The sequence below is a fragment of the Bythopirellula polymerisocia genome (assembly GCF_007860015.1).
Taxonomy (GTDB): domain Bacteria; phylum Planctomycetota; class Planctomycetia; order Pirellulales; family Lacipirellulaceae; genus Bythopirellula; species Bythopirellula polymerisocia.
Map to the genome: position 1 here is coordinate 503,825 of NZ_SJPS01000004.1, position 17,041 is coordinate 520,865.

The 17,041-nt window shown below is 52.1% G+C and carries 14 protein-coding genes; 6 read left to right on the forward strand and 8 right to left on the reverse strand.

Going from position 1 to position 17,041, the window contains the following annotated elements; translation table 11 throughout:
• Nucleotides 1-41 precede the first annotated feature (41 nt).
• Together Pla144_RS14870 and Pla144_RS14875 are read right to left on the reverse strand one after the other, a co-directional pair.
• Complete coding sequence (locus tag Pla144_RS14870; protein ID WP_146451465.1) at nucleotides 42-2,135, reverse strand: protein-disulfide reductase DsbD family protein; 2,094 nt, start codon at nucleotides 2,133-2,135, stop codon at nucleotides 42-44.
• Nucleotides 2,136-2,696: 561 nt separating this feature from the next.
• Nucleotides 2,697-4,346 carry a sulfatase family protein gene (locus Pla144_RS14875; RefSeq protein WP_146451466.1) on the reverse strand — a complete coding sequence of 550 codons (1,650 nt, stop codon included), beginning with the start codon at nucleotides 4,344-4,346 and terminating at the stop codon, nucleotides 2,697-2,699.
• 660 nt (nucleotides 4,347-5,006) lie between these two features.
• On the opposite strand from Pla144_RS14875, the gene Pla144_RS14880 reads away from it, so the two are divergent.
• Nucleotides 5,007-6,341 (forward strand): TrkH family potassium uptake protein, encoded by a 1,335-nt coding sequence (locus tag Pla144_RS14880; RefSeq protein ID WP_146451467.1) that lies wholly within the window; start codon nucleotides 5,007-5,009, stop codon nucleotides 6,339-6,341.
• Nucleotides 6,342-6,585: 244 nt separating this feature from the next.
• Nucleotides 6,586-6,759, forward strand: coding sequence for a hypothetical protein (locus tag Pla144_RS24650; protein WP_197530707.1), 174 nt, complete (start codon nucleotides 6,586-6,588; stop codon nucleotides 6,757-6,759).
• Between the two features lie 466 nt (nucleotides 6,760-7,225).
• Here the strand turns inward: Pla144_RS24650 and Pla144_RS14885 are convergent, their stop codons facing one another.
• From Pla144_RS14885 to Pla144_RS14895, 3 genes are all read right to left on the reverse strand, one after another.
• Nucleotides 7,226-8,557: an HD domain-containing protein gene (locus Pla144_RS14885; protein WP_146451468.1), complete on the reverse strand. Its 1,332-nt coding sequence runs from the start codon at nucleotides 8,555-8,557 to the stop codon at nucleotides 7,226-7,228.
• A 9-nt stretch (nucleotides 8,558-8,566) separates the two neighbouring features.
• A complete protein-coding gene (locus tag Pla144_RS14890) occupies nucleotides 8,567-9,265 on the reverse strand; it encodes a hypothetical protein (RefSeq protein ID WP_146451469.1) in 699 nt (232 codons plus the stop codon).
• A 121-nt stretch (nucleotides 9,266-9,386) separates the two neighbouring features.
• Nucleotides 9,387-9,878: an acetolactate synthase gene (locus Pla144_RS14895; RefSeq protein ID WP_146451699.1), complete on the reverse strand. Its 492-nt coding sequence runs from the start codon at nucleotides 9,876-9,878 to the stop codon at nucleotides 9,387-9,389.
• Nucleotides 9,879-10,122: 244 nt separating this feature from the next.
• Here Pla144_RS14895 and Pla144_RS14900 point away from each other — a divergent pair, with 244 nt between their 5' ends.
• Together Pla144_RS14900 and Pla144_RS14905 are read left to right on the forward strand one after the other, a co-directional pair.
• Nucleotides 10,123-10,506, forward strand: coding sequence for an acyl-CoA thioesterase (locus Pla144_RS14900; protein ID WP_146451470.1), 384 nt, complete (start codon nucleotides 10,123-10,125; stop codon nucleotides 10,504-10,506).
• Between the two features lie 37 nt (nucleotides 10,507-10,543).
• Entirely contained in the window at nucleotides 10,544-11,119 is a 576-nt protein-coding gene (locus tag Pla144_RS14905) for a DJ-1/PfpI family protein (RefSeq protein WP_146451471.1), read from the forward strand.
• 165 nt (nucleotides 11,120-11,284) lie between these two features.
• Here Pla144_RS14905 and Pla144_RS14910 read toward each other — a convergent pair whose 3' ends face one another.
• Both Pla144_RS14910 and Pla144_RS14915 read right to left on the reverse strand, forming a co-directional pair.
• Nucleotides 11,285-12,028, reverse strand: coding sequence for a gamma-glutamyl-gamma-aminobutyrate hydrolase family protein (locus Pla144_RS14910; protein WP_146451472.1), 744 nt, complete (start codon nucleotides 12,026-12,028; stop codon nucleotides 11,285-11,287).
• 473 nt (nucleotides 12,029-12,501) lie between these two features.
• A complete protein-coding gene (locus Pla144_RS14915) occupies nucleotides 12,502-13,164 on the reverse strand; it encodes a CPBP family intramembrane glutamic endopeptidase (protein ID WP_146451473.1) in 663 nt (220 codons plus the stop codon).
• A gap of 184 nt (nucleotides 13,165-13,348) precedes the next feature.
• On the opposite strand from Pla144_RS14915, the gene Pla144_RS14920 reads away from it, so the two are divergent.
• Nucleotides 13,349-14,404 carry a 3-oxoacyl-ACP synthase III gene (locus Pla144_RS14920; protein WP_146451474.1) on the forward strand — a complete coding sequence of 352 codons (1,056 nt, stop codon included), beginning with the start codon at nucleotides 13,349-13,351 and terminating at the stop codon, nucleotides 14,402-14,404.
• Between the two features lie 245 nt (nucleotides 14,405-14,649).
• Here the strand turns inward: Pla144_RS14920 and Pla144_RS14925 are convergent, their stop codons facing one another.
• Complete coding sequence (locus Pla144_RS14925; protein WP_146451475.1) at nucleotides 14,650-15,396, reverse strand: hypothetical protein; 747 nt, start codon at nucleotides 15,394-15,396, stop codon at nucleotides 14,650-14,652.
• Between the two features lie 605 nt (nucleotides 15,397-16,001).
• Between Pla144_RS14925 and Pla144_RS14930 the strand changes: the two genes are divergently transcribed.
• Entirely contained in the window at nucleotides 16,002-16,973 is a 972-nt protein-coding gene (locus tag Pla144_RS14930; protein WP_197530708.1) for a phosphotransferase family protein, read from the forward strand.
• Nucleotides 16,974-17,041 lie beyond the last annotated feature (68 nt).

A 17,041-nucleotide genomic window follows, 5' to 3' on the forward strand; every position in this document is an offset into this window, starting at 1 on the left:
TTCAGATCCTTGCCATCAAAGCAATAATTGGAGTCTTTATCTCATCGCAATCCCGCACCAGACGAGGGTACCGCTCCAAATCCAGGGGCAGCGTTGGCCATGCCCTGCTTCGTCTCTCCACCGAGCGAAGGACCTGCCCGGCGGATTTGCTCGGTTAATCCAGCTATCGTGTAGGTGCCTGGAATCAAAATGGGTTTTGTGGGATTCTGTGCAGAGTAAATGGCCAGCAGGGGAATTTGCTGGGTGCCCAAATCCTGAAGTTTTTGGTTGACCTCGGGAGACGAGTCCTGATGAGTCCAGTCGGCTACTAACGTATAGATATCGTTATCGCGGAAGACCGCTTCCATTTCTTTGGTCTTGAGTACGGTCTTCTCCATGAATTTGCAAGTTGGGCACCAATCGGCCGTGAAATCGATCACGACTGTCTTCCCGTGCTCCAGTAACCATTGCAGTTTTTTCTCACTGTAGGGTTGCCAGGGTTCTTGTCGAACGGAGTATTCGCCCGTTCCCTCGGAGAGAAGTTGTTCAAATTTGGCATCGGCCAGGATATGTGCGTCACGCATCTGGCGCTGCTCTAGAATCGGTGCAAGCCAGTAGAACGATACCAAGCCAATCATGGTACCGAAGGCAATTCCCTCTCCTAATGCGTTCCACCTCCGACTACTTGGGGCCGTTAGAGGGACCCGACCAATCCACCAACAGACTAGCCAGATTCCGAAGAGAAATGCCACGGTTGGCACGACAAAGTGGGGCTTGAGAAGCGTGAGTAGATAAACCACAGTTCCGATCAAGACGAACCCCATCAATTGTTTGAATGTGTTCATCCATTCGCCCGGTTTGGGGAGAAACCGGATCAGTTGGGGAAATGCGCCGATCAAAATGTAGGGACTAGCCATCCCCAATCCAATCGTGAAAAAGATCGTCATGATTTGCCAGGGACTACGGCTGAGCACTCCGACTAAAGCCGTCCCCATGAAGGGGCCCGTGCAGGGAGTTGCCAGGAGTGTGGTAATTGTCCCCTTGGCGAATGCGCCTTCGTAACCTTCTTTCTGTCCAATCTCGGTCACTTTGCTGGTGCCGATAAATCCAGGGATGGGGATCTCCCAGATTCCCATGAAACTGAGTCCCATGGCAAAAATGACCGCCGCCATGGCGATATTGAATTCGGGATACTGGAACAACTGGCCCCAGCCCAGGCGAAAGACGATCGACAAGACTGCCAACAGCATGAAGACGCTGATCACACCGATCGCGTACCAGAGATTCAGAGCAAAGATTTTCCAGCGACTTTGGCCAGCTTGTTCGATAAAGGCAAATACCTTGAGCCCAATCACGGGCAAGACGCACGGCATCACATTGAGGACTAAGCCTCCCAAAAAGGCTAGGACCAACAGGTGGGGAAAAGAGTCTTGTGTGGTAGATTCCACGACCAATGGAGCCGCGGTCCCGAGTTGTTGCGAAAAGAGTTTCTCAGTCGATTGGCCCGTGGACGGAACCGTCGGTGAAGATTGGGGAATAGTAACTTCAGTACCCTCGGCTGCGGTGAACTGAACTCCGGCGGGCAAGGTTACGCCCACTCCAATTTTCGCTTGAAAGTCTTCGTTGAAAGGTACGCACGTTTGAGGATTACAGGCCTGGCCAACAACCTTGCCGACGATCTCGAGAGTGGAAGGATCAACACCCTTGGCTAGTTCGATTGGTGCAAACCATGTCACCGTTTTCGCATGTTCACGGATTTGCAGGCCCTTCCAGATTTCCTCGTCGATATGCGTCTCGGGCGGGACAACCGGTTTCCATTCTCCCAAGAGACGAACATCCTTAGGTGCAGAAATATTGATCGTCGCGGGGAGGGGACCCCCACCGCCATCAGGAAGGGCCCCCTGATCAAGTGCATAGACGTGGAACCCTTCGCCGATCTCGGCAGTCACAAAGAGAATCGCAGGTTGGTCTGCTTTGGAAGCCACGAACTCCGCAGAGACAGATACGGGATCCTTGCTTTCGCTTAAGCTGCTCCCTATGCCGCCAAAACTGTCGGGAAACTCAAACTGGGCGTGGGCGAGATTCGCTACCGCCAAAAGCGAGACGCACAGCATGGCGCCCCAGCGACGAGAAGACATATTTTGAACGTCAGACATCCGAGTAGGTTCCTTTTGACGTATGGAGTTTTCCCTGGCACCCGGGCTGGATGCCGAGGGATTCTATCAGGCGATGAAAAAAACGGTCAATGTCGCTCTAGCTTGAGGTGTATTGTCGAGCTTACTCGACCAGATGGACGCCAAAGGATTGCCTAATCTTGTTTCCGAGAAACCAACGGTCCATATAGCCAGCGCCGAGCTTGCGACCTCTTAACCCACATAATATACCAGTTTCGGAGAAGAATCTGTCTGGCAGGGCACCGCTTGCCCGATTTCCAGCAGTGCCGTGAATGCGATCTCGCCGCGGGAACCAATTATCCCTGGGGTTGAGCCAATTCTGCTAGCACCTGTCCCATTTCACAGCCCTATCCGGGTTTTCCAAGAGGCACCAGCGCGATCGGGACAGTTCTGACCTGAGGTCCGAGACGTGCCCGACTGCTTTCAACTCACTCCGCATTGAGTTTGCAAAAAATTACTTTCGAATAGTTGCGCTCAACGTCTGCGTTTTTCTCAAAATGCAAATTTGGCCATGACAATGCTTATAATTTCATGTGCGAAATACTACCGCACTTTGGGCGGTGTCGATTCCTCGGCCACCGGCCCCGCCAGCGGCGGTGTTTCAAAATACTCGCCGTCGTTGATCAGGCGCGGATCACCCGTCTCACGTAACTCAGCAAGCAATCGCTTGCGGAGTTTGCTCAAAGCTGCTGCGTACTCCGGCTCAGCCGCAACATTGTGCATCTGGTAGGGATCCTTTTCGAGATCGTATAACTCCTCGCGAGGCCGCTTGTCATACGCATGATCGAAGTAGCGTTTCCATTGGGGGTCGTTGCGATGTTCCACGAGCCAGGCCTTGGTCGGTCCTGCATCCTCGTCGGCAAGTGTGACATGCGTGTTCTCCCGCACTGCTTCCCTGGCGGGGGGATTGTCCCCTTCGAGACCTATGGGGTCTCCCAAAGGATAACGCTCCGGATGAAAGTTGATGATAAAAAGATAATCCGCAGTGCGAATGGCTCGTTGCGGATAGGGCAAATAGCCAGCGCGAGCACTGTCAACGTGCCGTTCGCGCCCCACATACACCGCATCGCGTTTCAGGTCGACTTGTCCCTCTCGCTTCGATGTAAGTATCGGCCAGAGACTGCGCGCGGTCATCTCTGCGGGAATTGTAACCCCGGCTGCTTCCAGAAATGTCGGGGCTAAATCCGGAAGACCAACGAAGTCGTCCACAACTCGATCCCCCTGCACGTCCGGACCGGCGATCACCAGAGACACTTGAGTCCCAAAATCGTAGAGATTGCATTTGCCGTGCGGAAATCCGGGGGGACCGTGGTCGCCGCTGGCAGCGATCAATGTATTGTCATACTCGCCGGAGTTTTTTAATTCTTCCAAGAGGACTCCTACGGCCGCGTCAAAGGCTTGCACCTCGCCCAGATAATCTGCCAGATCCTCTCGGACTTCGGCAACGTCGGGAAGAAACGGCGGCAGCTTTCCCTGGAGATCATCAGGGTTAATGCCCCACAATGCCCATCCTGATCCCCAAGCCCACTTGCGATGAACGTTGGTGGGACCAAACCAGTAGCAGAACGGCTGATTCCCGTCGTTATCGGCTAGGAATTCTCTGAAATCTGCACGGACTCCTTCCAATAGTTCCTGTTTCGATTCCTCGATTGATTTGCCAGAAGCTGCGAGCTTCGTAACATGTTGCGAAAATTGATTGATTCTTGAGCCAGATTTTTCGAAGGCATATTTCTGTTCGCCGTAGGGCGCGTCGCGAGGTGCCCCAGGACCCCAGACCTTCCAACTCTTGCCGATGTGATAGCCATTATCTCTCAACAATAGGGGCCAGCTCGGAATATCCGGATCCCATTTGGCACCCAGCAAAATCGCACCACGCCCAGTCCGCCAAAAATACTGACCCGAAAGCAAAGAACTACGACACGGAGTGCAGGAGGGAGCATTCACAAACGCATGGCGAAACAACACCCCTTCCCTAGCAAGGCGATCGATGTGGGGCGTACTCACAGCATCACTGATCCCCCCCTCCTGCTCCAACTTCGCATAGCTACTCGCGTGTCTCCCCCAGTCGTCGGCAAAGAGAAACAAGATGTTCGGCCGCTCAGTAGCTGAGATATTGTTGAGAGTCGAAAACGAAACAAAGAGGCAAACTGTCGGAATGAGTAAACGCAACGAGTAGAAGGGCCGAAACGACATTGCTTATATCCGCCAATTGATCTGGGACGATCACCATAATTCAAAGTGTGAGAAGACGTTAAAGTAGTCTACCGAATGAGCGCCATTTTCCCAATGGTCGCAACAAGGAGGAAAAGGACAGGCACGTTTCGCCAGGTGCAAAAGTTGGAAAGCAGCCTCACCCATAATCTCGCAGTACGGTGCGGTGAATTCCGTACGGAGTCGGTACTGTCAATCCCCCGTTTTCATCTCCTAACTACTACTCTGGGTGCCAGTGCTCTGTTCTTCTACCACACTCTTGTTCGTTGGATCAGAGTCAACGTTCCTAACCCAACAAACACGGAACAACGTATCTGCCTCTGTGCGGAGCGTGACGATTCGCTTGATACTGCGCGACCCTCTTCGCTGGGCAGCCAACCCCCAGGCGATCGCCCAGTATCATGGCTCGACTCAAACCGCCCAACCCAGCAAAATCGGTCCATTCAATCGATGAGCCGAACAGGCGTGGAATGTCCCTTTTTATCCGGATCGCCATCTTCAATCACCTGATGCAGAGAACTGTAGGACAACTTTATCTTCGCATTGGCCGGTGACCTTGATTTGCTACAATTCCGAGAGTGCTTACCCACGTTTTGCGCGTCGAATAAAGAGTTGGAACGCGAAGAAAGTAGATTCGGCAGAATGAAAAGTAAAATTACCGCGATAGGTGAAACAATCTCTCACTGGCACCCATTGCGCCTGTTAGTGCTGGGATACGCGAGTTACCTCCTCGTCACCTGGTTGCTACTTTGCCTACCCTTCTCCTGGGCAGCCGCCCCCGTATCTCCGCTCGACAATCTTTTCATTGCTACGTCTGCTGTAAGCACGACCGGTTTGGCGACCGTCAATCCGCCGGAGGCGTATTCGTTTTTGGGTGAGTTGATAGTCTTGCTGGCAGTTCAGGTTGGTGGCCTCGGGTACATGACTTTGGGGTCTTTCGTGATTTTATCTCGCAAATCAGATCTTCCAAAGGTTAGGGCAAGTGTTGGTTTGGTCGCATTTTCACTGCCGAGTGGATTCGACCTTCGGCTGTTCATCCGCCACGTAGTGACGTTCACGGTTTTGATAGAAGTTGCAGGCGCCGCTTTGCTCTATTATGCGTTTCGATCCGCTGGAATTGAGTCGCCACTTTGGCCATCAATTTTTCATAGCATATCCGCATTCTGCACGGCTGGATTCAGTGTTTTCCCCGACAGCCTTGAGCAATTTCAGGGTAATGTCTGGGTCAACATGATAATCAGTGTACTCAGCCTACTCGGAGCGATTGGCTTTCTAGTGGCGTCGGATTTCTGGCTCACACTGACTCAATATCGAACGCGTTTGACGCTGACAACCAAAATCATCGTTCTCATGACTTTCTGGTCAATTATGTTGGGCTGGCTCCTGTTGTTTCTGGTCGAGCCCACTATGCAATCGCTGCCTCTTCCGGAACGACTCATGACTTCCGGTTTTCAATCCATGTCGGCACTCACAACTGTTGGATTCAATACGCATTCGATTGGCAGTCTTCATATGGCTTCGGTGCTGATCGTAATCGTGTTAATGGTCGTGGGAGCTTCTCCCTCAGGCACAGGTGGCGGTTTGAAATCAACATCTGTATCAGCAGCTTTTGCCGTTGTCTGGAGCGTTTTGCGGGGACGTGACCGAATTACATTTTGGGGAACGGAAGTCCCGGATTTCCGGCTTCATGCGGCATTTGCAGCAACCTTCTTCTACCTTGTAATATTTTTGACTGGAAGTACCCTGCTCATGCTCGTGCAAGCATCCAGCTTTGGCGACATACTTTTCGAGGCAGCATCTGCTATTGGTACCGTAGGGCTTTCAAGAGGTATTACCTCCGATTTAACTCCTGTTGCGAAACTAATCGTGATTGCATTGATGTTTATTGGAAGGGTTGGACCACTAACTTTTGGGTTGGCATTCTTCACGCACGGCCCAATGGAAAAAGGTGAAACCCCAGAGGATTTGGCGGTCTGATGAACCGACGCATGCGGAGCCACGCAGCCACACGATTTCTAAATTCACATTGGTTCGCTTCGAGTGGGTAAACGGTGTCGTTTGAAGTGCTAGGAAGGTCGCATCGTCCGGTGCTGACTCTAGTCCAACCCCCGATTTTTCGCTCCGAATGGTGCTTTGTCGCTATGGGAACAACGTACAGGGTAGGGACATACCAGGAGACATTCTACCTTAATTTCGCCGAACCTCTTGCCGGAATGCTTCCATGCCAAGAACTGTCAGAGTGTCGTGCGGGGGATGCTTCTACCCTATCCTCAATCGGGAGTTAGTTCGGCAAGAGGTCTTTCACAAAGACGGCGATTTCGCCTTCTTCGTCGACCTGATGGTCGCGGCCAACGAGCGGTTGCCCATGCGTCTGGCCGATTGCAGTTTCTCGTAACTTTGCGCATGTATTTGGCCGCGCGATTTGTTAGACTCTGCCTTGCATAAGTTGCCGTAGCCCACGTTGGTGCTGCGCAGATCTTTCACAATCGAACCATTTCTTCCCTAGCTCAGGTAGCCACCTCGCTCGCAGCGACTGGGCTAGGGATACGTCGGTTGTCGTCAACACTTCGAGGACACGAAGCACATGGGGTTTTGTCACGGGGGAGTCGAGTTTTGTTTTACAAAACTCCCAAAAACAACAACAGTCGTCTGCTGCGTAAGTCGTTGCCTGCCAGTGAGTTGAAGCGAGCGTGACTGCTAGAAAAGGAGGGGGTTTTGTTTTGTAAAAAAAGTTTTCTACGAAATAACCGTGACAAAACCCCCGCCGCGGTGCGCAGAAGCGAGCAAAGATTGTTGGTTTTACGCAGCGAGGCGCTAGTCGCCGGCGAGTTCTGCACCTGCCCCACCGGTAAGTGAAGCAATCAGCCCGTTAGTTCGGCCGCTTCGGCGATTAGCTCAGGTAGCCGTGGCAAAGATTGCAAATCATCAGCCACCCTGGGATGAGCGAACACGCGCACGCGCTTCACATAGTCGTCAAATTGCTCCCGCGCCAGAGTTTTTACAACCGGAGAAATATCCCCCAGTCGGCGAAAGCAATGTTCCTTGGGGAAGTGCACATCGATCTGAAATTCCACTTCCAGTTTTACCGGTGGAGCATCGAACAACACTTCATGCGGAGCGACAATTCGCGACAGAGCGGTACTCGCCAGGCCTGCAAAGTTTTCTGCACAATGAATCAACCAGGGATACGGTTTGCGGGCCAGACGCTGATAGAGCTGCGGTTCCTGGAAGAGGCTATACTGCGTCACGCGTTTGTAGAGGCGACGTACTGGCCCGAACAAACCGTCCAGCAATTCGCGGGCAGGACCATCACCGGCAGCGTTTACCAAAGCATCGATCAGGGGACGCTCAGTCATGCGAAACACGGTGTCTGTGTCCAGCAGAGGATGCAACATCACAAAGGCCCTTTGTAGCATGGCTGTTGCCGATCGCACGGCATGGTGCCAATAGACTTCGCTGAACATGACATAGCGAGCGAAGACCATCATCTCTGCAGCAGTCTTCCCTTTGTCGGTAATCGCCAAGCCATCACCCGATTCATTCAGGCAAAGCGATTGGATGAGACGAGGTTGGTCGAAATTACGACCATACGGTACGCCGGCGTGCAAGCTGTCACGCATGAGATAATCGAGCTTGTCCACATCGATGGGACCGGAAAGCAAACTTTGGAGGATGCGACTCGCTCGGTCTTTTGGTTTGCCGGAGAGTAATTCGACGACTTCACGTGGCTGAATATCCCATTCGTCTCGCAGAGTGTCTGAGATTTCTCCTTCCAGCAGGAAACTGTTGGCAAACAATTCGTGGCTGGGGACGCGTGGCAAAGAAATGTCTTCAATGGGGTGGCAGAAAGGCCAATGTCCCAAGTCATGCAGCAAGGCTGCCACGAGAAACCGTTCGGCATCCCGCGGAGTAACGGAGGCGACAAAGCGGGGATCGTCGGCCAGACGATCCAGGAACAAGAGCGCCATGCGATAGACACCCAGAGAATGCTCGAATCGCGTGTGATTGGCTGCCGGGTAAACTAAGCCTACCAGGCCAAGTTGGCTAACTTGGCCCAAGCGACGAAACTCGGGGCTATCGATCAACTGCTTGACTCGGTCAGTGAGCGGCACGTCCAATTCAGGAGGAATCCTCACCAGGCCATGGCCACTGCGCAGAGCCGCAATTTCGGGGAGGTCGCGCAGCGTATCCATCGGTAAGGTTCAGTCTTTCATTCCGGGCAGGAACGGCAGGTCCATGACAAAACGTAGCAGAACGGTGACAAGGAAATAGAGAGCGTAGTGGAAAAAGGCAGAAATAGGTTCTAGGTCAAACGAAACATAAGCAGCGAAGGTTCCAATTCCCATCACCAGACCAGACAAGATGCTTAAGTGGAGCATTTCCAGACCCGACTTGAAGGCATCTTCGCCGAACACGTTCCAGCCGACGTACACATAGACCCCCCAAAGCAAGGCATACACCCATCCACACGCGAGTGAGCGAATAAGGACATCGGTCCCTTGGTAAACGCCAAGTTCGTCGTCGCGGAGAAAGGTATAGCCCGCATACGCCAAAGGTGGACCCAAGAGAATTGCTCCCAGGGCCAAGACCCAGGTATCTTTTATATCGCTTCGACCGAGCAGGAAAGCAATGACGACGCTTAGCAGCACCCCACCCGCGACCATCACAAAGATATTGGTGCTGAACTTGGTTTCTTTGCGCTTGATCGGTTTGAGTACATTGCGGCCTTTGGCATCCTTGGCTCCCGCTTCCATTTCCGGGGCATGAATGACGACTTCATCCCCAAGCTCAGGAATCTTGATTTCCCCTTTGCACTTGGGGCAGGCGCCCGATTTACCTGCGTGCTCGTCCCCGACCTTGAAGCGAGTGTGACAACCGGGACAAATAACTTGGATGGCCATGGGGCGGCGGGTCCTAATGTAACTTTAAAAATTGAGTACGTCGGAGATTTAGTTGCTTCGATTGCAAGAGACGGAAATTTTTCAATGACGAATGCCCAATGACCAATCTTGAAGGGTTGAATCAGTCCGTTTCTTTAAGATCATCTTCATTGATCGTTTTAAATCCCTTGGATGCCAGGGTTTCATTGGCCAGATCGATATTATCGACCATCAAAGCCACCACGGGGCTATTATGCGGTCGAGTTAATAAAGGATACACCTGCGAAATGTTGATCTCTGCTTGGAGCAAGGCGGTGCATACTTGCAGCAAGGGCTGAGGACTGTCGGGCAACTCCACGCCAATGAGGTCGGACTCCACGATCGCCAAGCCTGCACGCTCGAGCACTTCACGCCCTTGTTCGGGATCGCTCAACAGGAACCGGACGACTGCGCACTCTGCCGAATCGGATATCGTGAGTGCCACGATACGGACATGGCTCCCTTCAAAGCGGCGTACGACTTCGAGAAGCTGACCGACACGATTCTCCAGAAAGACCGTGAATTGTCGAATCGAGGGGTAGTCGCGCCCCCGTAGGGTCGAGAATCCGACTCCTGAGCCGTCGCCTGTGCTCATGGAACTCATCGATTAGTCTCCTTCGAAATCGTACACCGGCGCTGCCAAATTCGCCGTAATTCAAGGTCAGAAAATCATCTTCAACGGCCAGTAAATCCCGGCGTAGTATAGAGTTCTCGCCATAGAATTGCAACGTAAGGCAATTAGCGGTAGTGAGTCTGCCCTGAGGTCGTGTAAGATGCCCAGCAGGCCGATTTGCCGCCTGGTTCCACTGCACCTTGACCGCGTCATGCCCTATTAAACCATGCAACATACGATTGATATTGAGGTCCGCTACTACGAGACTGACGGGCAAGGAATCGTCCATCACGCAAACTATTTCCAGTATTTTGAGCTAGCGCGGGTGCAGATGCTCAAGGCACTGGGGCATGACTATGCGGAACTGGAACGCCAGGGGATTTTTTTGGTCGTCCATAGTATCTCTGCCCGATACATCGCTCCCGCAAAGTTCGGTGACACTCTGCAAATCGACACGACTGTCGAAAGGGCTACCGCCGCCCGGATTGATCACAGCTACCGTGTCCTTCGAGGCGGGGTGCTATTGGCAGAAGGGAAAAGCACGATCGCATGCATCGATGAGAAGGGCGAGATTCAACGCATGCCAAGTATCCTCTATCACGCAGATTGACTAACCTTGTCTCTTGCAAATCATGTGAGGCTAAACCATGTCGAGCAAACATATTCTCCTGTTGGTTGGCGATTTTGTTGAAGATTACGAGGCTATGGTACCCCTGCAGATTTTGCAGATGGTCGGGCATCAAGTCGACACTGTGTGTCCTGACAAACCAGTTGGAAGCCACGTAGTCACGGCGATTCACGACTTCGAAGGGCACCAAACCTACAGTGAAAAGTGGGGACACAACTTTGCGATCACAACTAATTTTGAACGCATAGTACCCGATGATTACGACGGGTTAGTCATCCCGGGGGGACGATCTCCTGAGTACTTGCAACTCAATGAACAGGTTCTAGAGATCGTGCGGCACTTTGCTACCAAAGGGAAACCCCTCGCCGTCACATGCCACGGCCCATACCTATTGAGTGCCGCAGGAGTAGTAGGTGGACGACGTTGCCAAGCGTATCCAACCCTGCGCCCGGAGTTAGAACGCGCCGGAGCGATTTGGGATCCGCCAAGTGCCGAGTTCGACAGCGTGTGCGTGGATGGCAACTTGGTCTCGGCCCCCGCCTGGCCAGCCAATCCAGCCTGGATGCGAGAGTTCTTGCGAATCTTGGACAAGTGAAAAGGTCCGAAATTTCTAAGTCAAATAAAACCGGCCTGACATTGGCGTCCGTTGCCAATGTCAGGCCCTGGGTCGTTGGCTCGCATCCTACGAGACGAGAGCCCCAGCCACTTTACGGGATCAGCTTTAGAAAAGCTGGTGGCCCGGGGCAAAACTCAACACTCATCAAGCAACTAAACGAACGGCACCTTGGAATTCAGCAACTCCAAGAATGAACTCTTCAAATATCCGCACATCGAGTGCCGAAGCGGTGCTCGCCTCGGGATGGAACTGGGTTCCCATGGCAAACCAATCGGACATGGTGCTTTCGATCGCCTCAACGATGCCATCTGGGCAGATTGCGGAGACCTTGAAACCAGGGGCAACTTCGTCCACGGCCATGTGATGCATGCTGTTTACGCGTAGCTCGCCATCTCCGTATACCCGTTCCATGATTGTGCCAGGTACTAACTCCAAGGTATGGCGGTGCGCTGGGTCGAGTGGATCTTTGTGAGGCAAGGCATTGGGACGGTCATCAGGGATGTGCAACATCAGATTGCCTCCCTGTGACACGTTGAGCAATTGCATGCCGGCACCGATGCCGAACATAGGCATGCGTCGCTCTGAGACTAATCGCATCATACAGCGATCAAACGATTCGCGGCGTGAGTCTTGCAATTGAATGGTGGGATGAAGCATCCAGCCATCACGGCGTGGATCCAAATCAGCACCTCCGACGAGCATCACCCCATCGAGTCGATCAAGGACTGTCTCAATATCCTCTACACACTCATATGGGGGGAGAATAACAGGAATCCCTCCTACATTGATGATGGCATCGTAATAACCGGCCGCGACACATGAATAAGCAGGCGTCTCTCCCTTGGCCGATCGAAAATCGGCGTTCATGCCAATTACGGGCTTTGTCATCGCTTCGCACTCCCTTTCTGACGCATAATGCGCCACGTTTTTCCTAATTCCGCAACGGAGTTCCAGCGAGAGAATAGAAACTATTGGGGAGTTCTATCGACTATCCTATCAAGGTAGAAATCCACCAACACGGCCGTTAGATCAGGGTCGCTGACAGGTATCCACGGGAGAAGAGATGCTTCAAACCGCGTCTGTACCTTCCTTGGTACCTGCAAGAATCCATAACACCAGAAGCCAACCCGGCTAAAGCACGTTTCCATGCACCGCCGAGCGTTGTCCCTATTGCTTCGCTTTAAAGTACTCCTTTTGGATCTTTGCCGTTGTCACTCGGCTAGTGAGAGATGCAAGTCGTGGTTACGAACCTAGACGAGTTGCCGATAAAGGCAAGTAAATAACATATATTGCGTTAAAGGCTCGCTTGCTAGCACTACATGCTGTGGTTTCCGGGTGCTCATTCAAATGTTCAAAAATGGTCAATTTGTCGGAATTTGGAATGCTATTTGATACCCGATGGCAAAAATCGCCGCATCGACCAATAAATGGCTGGTCCAGGGACCCAAAAGTGAGCCGGTACGGTGATAGAGCCAAGCCCATACCCCGCCGCCTATTGCAACACCGAACGAAAACAACCATGTGATGGGCGATAAAAAGCCGAAATACGTACCGATCACCAGCACATGATGAGCCATGAAACCGAGCGATGAGAAGACGATTGCCTTTATCAGTGAAGTTCGTTCGCTCAACTGACCAAAGACAAACCACCGCCAATAATACTCCTCCAGCAGCGAATGAATCAGGCTATAGAAAACGCCGACCGCTGCAAAAATAGTAGGAGAACCAATGTCGATACCATCGATTTTCTCGCGTATCTCATTGGCGGCAGAGAGAAAGAACGGTGCGGATCGTAGGACAAATCTATAAGCCAATAACATAATCCCGGCAACGAAGAGGCCGAAGATGATGCCGAAGAGCAAACCTTTTGCTGACCAAGGCCATACTTTGGGCCTATGCCGTTGAATCAACATGACCCACATGACGGGGAACAGGAACTGGCCTGTCTTGGCAATCCCGTAGGTGAGTTGTTGGACTTGCGGCGAAGCGCTGGCAGCCAGGATGAAATAGGCGAGCGTTACCAAGGTCGGTAGCACCAAGCCTACGGCGATAGCGATCCAATCACGTCGGGTCGAATTCGATTTGTTGAGCACCAGCTTTTCTTCAATTAAGGGGGTTATTCGCAGCGGTTGTCGCTCGACTCGGCCCACTGTATCGTGAACTATCAGAGTGACAAGTCTACCCGCGAGAATTCAGCGGTAATAATACATGCGTTATCAACGGGTCTGCCTGGAATCCTTGGGTTATACGCTGCCGCGTGAGGTGGTGACAACCGACGAGCTGGAGCAACAGTTGGCCCCTGTTTATGAGCGTCTGCGGCTTCCCGCAGGGCGCTTGGAATTGATGACCGGTATTCGCGAACGGCGTTTCTTTGCTCCAGGCACGTCTCCAGGTAGTGTAAGCCAGCAAAGCGGTGAACAGGCCATACTCGCTAGTGGGATCGATCGACATCTTATCGGAGGTTTGGTGCATGGGTCAGTGTGTCGCGATTTTCTGGAGCCAGCCACGGCCTGTTCAGTCCATCACGCTTTGGGGCTTCCAGCCGGCTGCCTAATATGTGACGTCTCGAATGCCTGTCTGGGTATTCTCACAGGCATCATCCAATTAGCCAACATGATTGAGCTGGGGCAAATCAAGGCCGGGTTAGTGGTAGGAACCGAAAGTGGTCGACAACTGGTGGAGAACACGGTTGAGCGCCTTAATGCCGACCAATCGTTGACTCGCCAGAGCATAAAGCAACTCGTGGCATCGCTTACGATCGGCTCGGGAAGTGTGGCGGTGCTGCTGTGCGATGAATCGATCAGTCGCTCCCAGAACCGACTCACCACTGCCTCGGTGCTGGCCGATACGTCTCACCACCAACTTTGTCGCAGCGAAGGTTTGGAAACCTTTATGCACACCGACAGCGAGCAACTTATGCAACAAGGCGTGGCTGCTGGTACTGCGACGTTCAAAAAATTTCTTACCGAAACTGAGTGGACTCATGCTTCGATTGACAAGACTATCTGTCACCAAGTAGGAGTTGCCCATCGCAAGTTGCTCTTTCAATCACTGGGTTTGGACCCGAATATCGATTTCTCCACGTTCGAGACTCTTGGCAACACGGGGGCTGCTGCCTTGCCGCTCACGTTGGCACTTGCCGCCGAGGCGGGGCATGTCGCCAGTGGCGACAACGTGGCTCTCATGGGAATCGGTTCGGGGATCAACTGCCAAATGCTCGCGGTGGAGTGGAACGAGACGCTGGTGCAGGGGGGTGGGGAGTGAGTCAAACTTGTCATATAAAACTGAAGGTCTTAACTTGTGAAACAAACTAAAAACAATTCTGGTTCATCCGGTGAACGGCCCCGCCGGACCGGCCGCGAGTTGCATACCGCCAGCATCTTTGTTCGAACTAGCGCACCGCGGCAGGAGTTTTGTCCCGTTCGTTTTGTTAAAAACTTTTTTTACAAAACAAAACTCGCCATTTCGTCGCCGGTTCTAAATGCTGTAACTCGTTAGGGGACCAAGGCTTACGCGGATCCCACCTCCTTCGAGTTTTGTGAGTTTTGTATAACAAAACTATTCTTCGCCTGCTCAGCTTCCTGCGATTCGCGGCGACGATCGCTGGCCTCAATTCCTGCGATGGCTGCCTCAACATCTCTGTCGCTGATATCCTTCATGCATCCGCCGAAATATTCATCGATATCGCGCTGCAACTTCTCGTAATAGCGCTGCTCGGCCGACTTCGGTGCTGGGTCCCCCTGCAGCGCTGAGCGGTATTGGCCGAAACGCGCTTTCTGCAACTCGTCGAGCCGCTGGCACATATTCTTGAGCTCGGCTTTGTTTGTGATTTCGTCAGCCATGATACTGGCGATCTCATCAAGCATGGTGCGGACCTCGCTCGGCTGGAGTAACTCCGGCTTGCGGCGGGCAAATCGTTCCGGACAGGTCCGCTCCAAAAGCCAGGCAGCGGCCCGCCAGTTGGTACTGGCGGCCGATCGTAGTGCGCGTAGCGGAGACAACCCAGCAGCCGTTTCCGCGACGGCCAACTGCTCAGCAAAGAGAGGATCGCGGTTGGCTTCACGGCGAATGGTGGCCACCGAGCAACCGACGTGCCGCGCCGCCTCGTCGAACCCTGCGCCGATTCCAATCAACGAACAGATTTCGCGCCGCTTGTGTGGATCAGCGAGCGCCCTAGGGCGCCCTGGTGGACGACTTGGTGTATCCGTGTTGCTAACGACACAAATCTTCTCAGCTTGCATAAATTTATTGAACATGAGGTTACAGAGAAAACGGAGGAAATGGAAAAGATAGAAATCGGAACACTGATCTACGCTAATCAGCGCTAATCTAATTAGTGAGGATTAGCGAAGATAAGTGTTCTTTCTTCATTGATCTCTGTTAGCTTCGTTATCTCCTGTTCCATTAATTGTGGTTGCGGCTAGGTACCGTGCTGTGAGAATGGCTCCTTAGAAAACTTCATGCAATTAGCCAGCCAATGATGCGCCAGCCTTGTAATTCCGGCTGAAGTCTGAAAGCTGACCGCTTTCGTAGAGGGCATATATACAGACGTCCACTATAGCATGTTTGGTGGCCAAAAACGAGCGGAGAAGCCAACTCAGGAAAACTGCAAAGTCAGAAAACCCAAAGATAGCCTAGCCACAGAGAACACCGAGAGCACTGAGAATTCCTTGTTTTCTATGCTCTGAGATCTCTGTGGCCATTTTTTATCGGCAAAATTTTCGACTTTGCAATTCTCCTGGCCAACTCGTGTCGTATGCCGTGAACCTCCGAAGCAGGTTAAACTATAGCAACTCAAAATCGACGCGTTTCGATTTGTCTCCGATCGATGCCTTGATAGAAAGAACAAATGGGGCGGACTGTGGAAATACATCAAGTAGCACGAGATGGGTCAGCATTTCAACAGCCTGTCAATGAACAGGATCTATTGTTGCAGCTAAACCATGTGCTAACCAACGAAACAATTACTCAGGTGACGGAACTGAAAGCCGGCCTGTTCAATAATACTTACCGTGTGAACACATCACAAAATGACTACATCTTAAAGGTGGCGCCAGTAGGGAGTGCCGATGTTTTTTATTGTGAACGTTCTTTGATGCAGCGGGAGCAATCTATCTCCCAGCAATTGCAATCACTCAGTCCGTTGATTCCTGAGTATCTCTCATTTTTCACAGTAGACGGTCGGGATGCCTTTTTGCAGCGTTGGATTCAGGGCAGGCTCTGGCACGAGGTTATCTCCTCGCTTACTGAAGCAGAAAACGCCGAGCTGTGGAAGCAACTCGGTGCGTTTGCCAGAATATTGCACAATTGTTGTGGAGAACAGTTTGGTTATCCTGCCCCTTTAGAAGGTTATAGTCGGTGGTCTCAGTTTATTGCTGCTAATGTTGAAGGCATGGTCGAAGATTGCCGGCGAATCGGTGTTTACTGTGAAGAGGTCGAGGCTTATCGCGGCTACTTGCCGCATTTTTTTCAGACATTGGATCAGGTTGAAACGGCAAAACTGCTACACGGCGATCTCTGGCCAAGAAATGTTATTATTGATGGAGCAGGCGCGGATATTCATATCAAGGCAGTATTCGATGCGGAGCGGGCTTTTTGGGGCGACCCGGCTAGTGATTGGGTCTTGATTCTTTACGGTGTGCCAGAGACTTTTTGGCAAGGTTATGGTGAGAACTTAGTGAAAACCAGCGACCCTGCTCGAATCGCTATCTATAAAGGCATGTATTTTATTCTGAATATTCTTGAAGCAGTTCGTTTTCAAGAATCCGATGAAGCGCCCAGAAAAAGATTATCAGCGGTCAATGAAGAACTGGAAGAATTTTTGCGATCATAATATCACTCAAAGGTTGGGATTCATTGTTTGATAAAGACTCCCGACCCCTTTGAATGTCGCGACCCCTT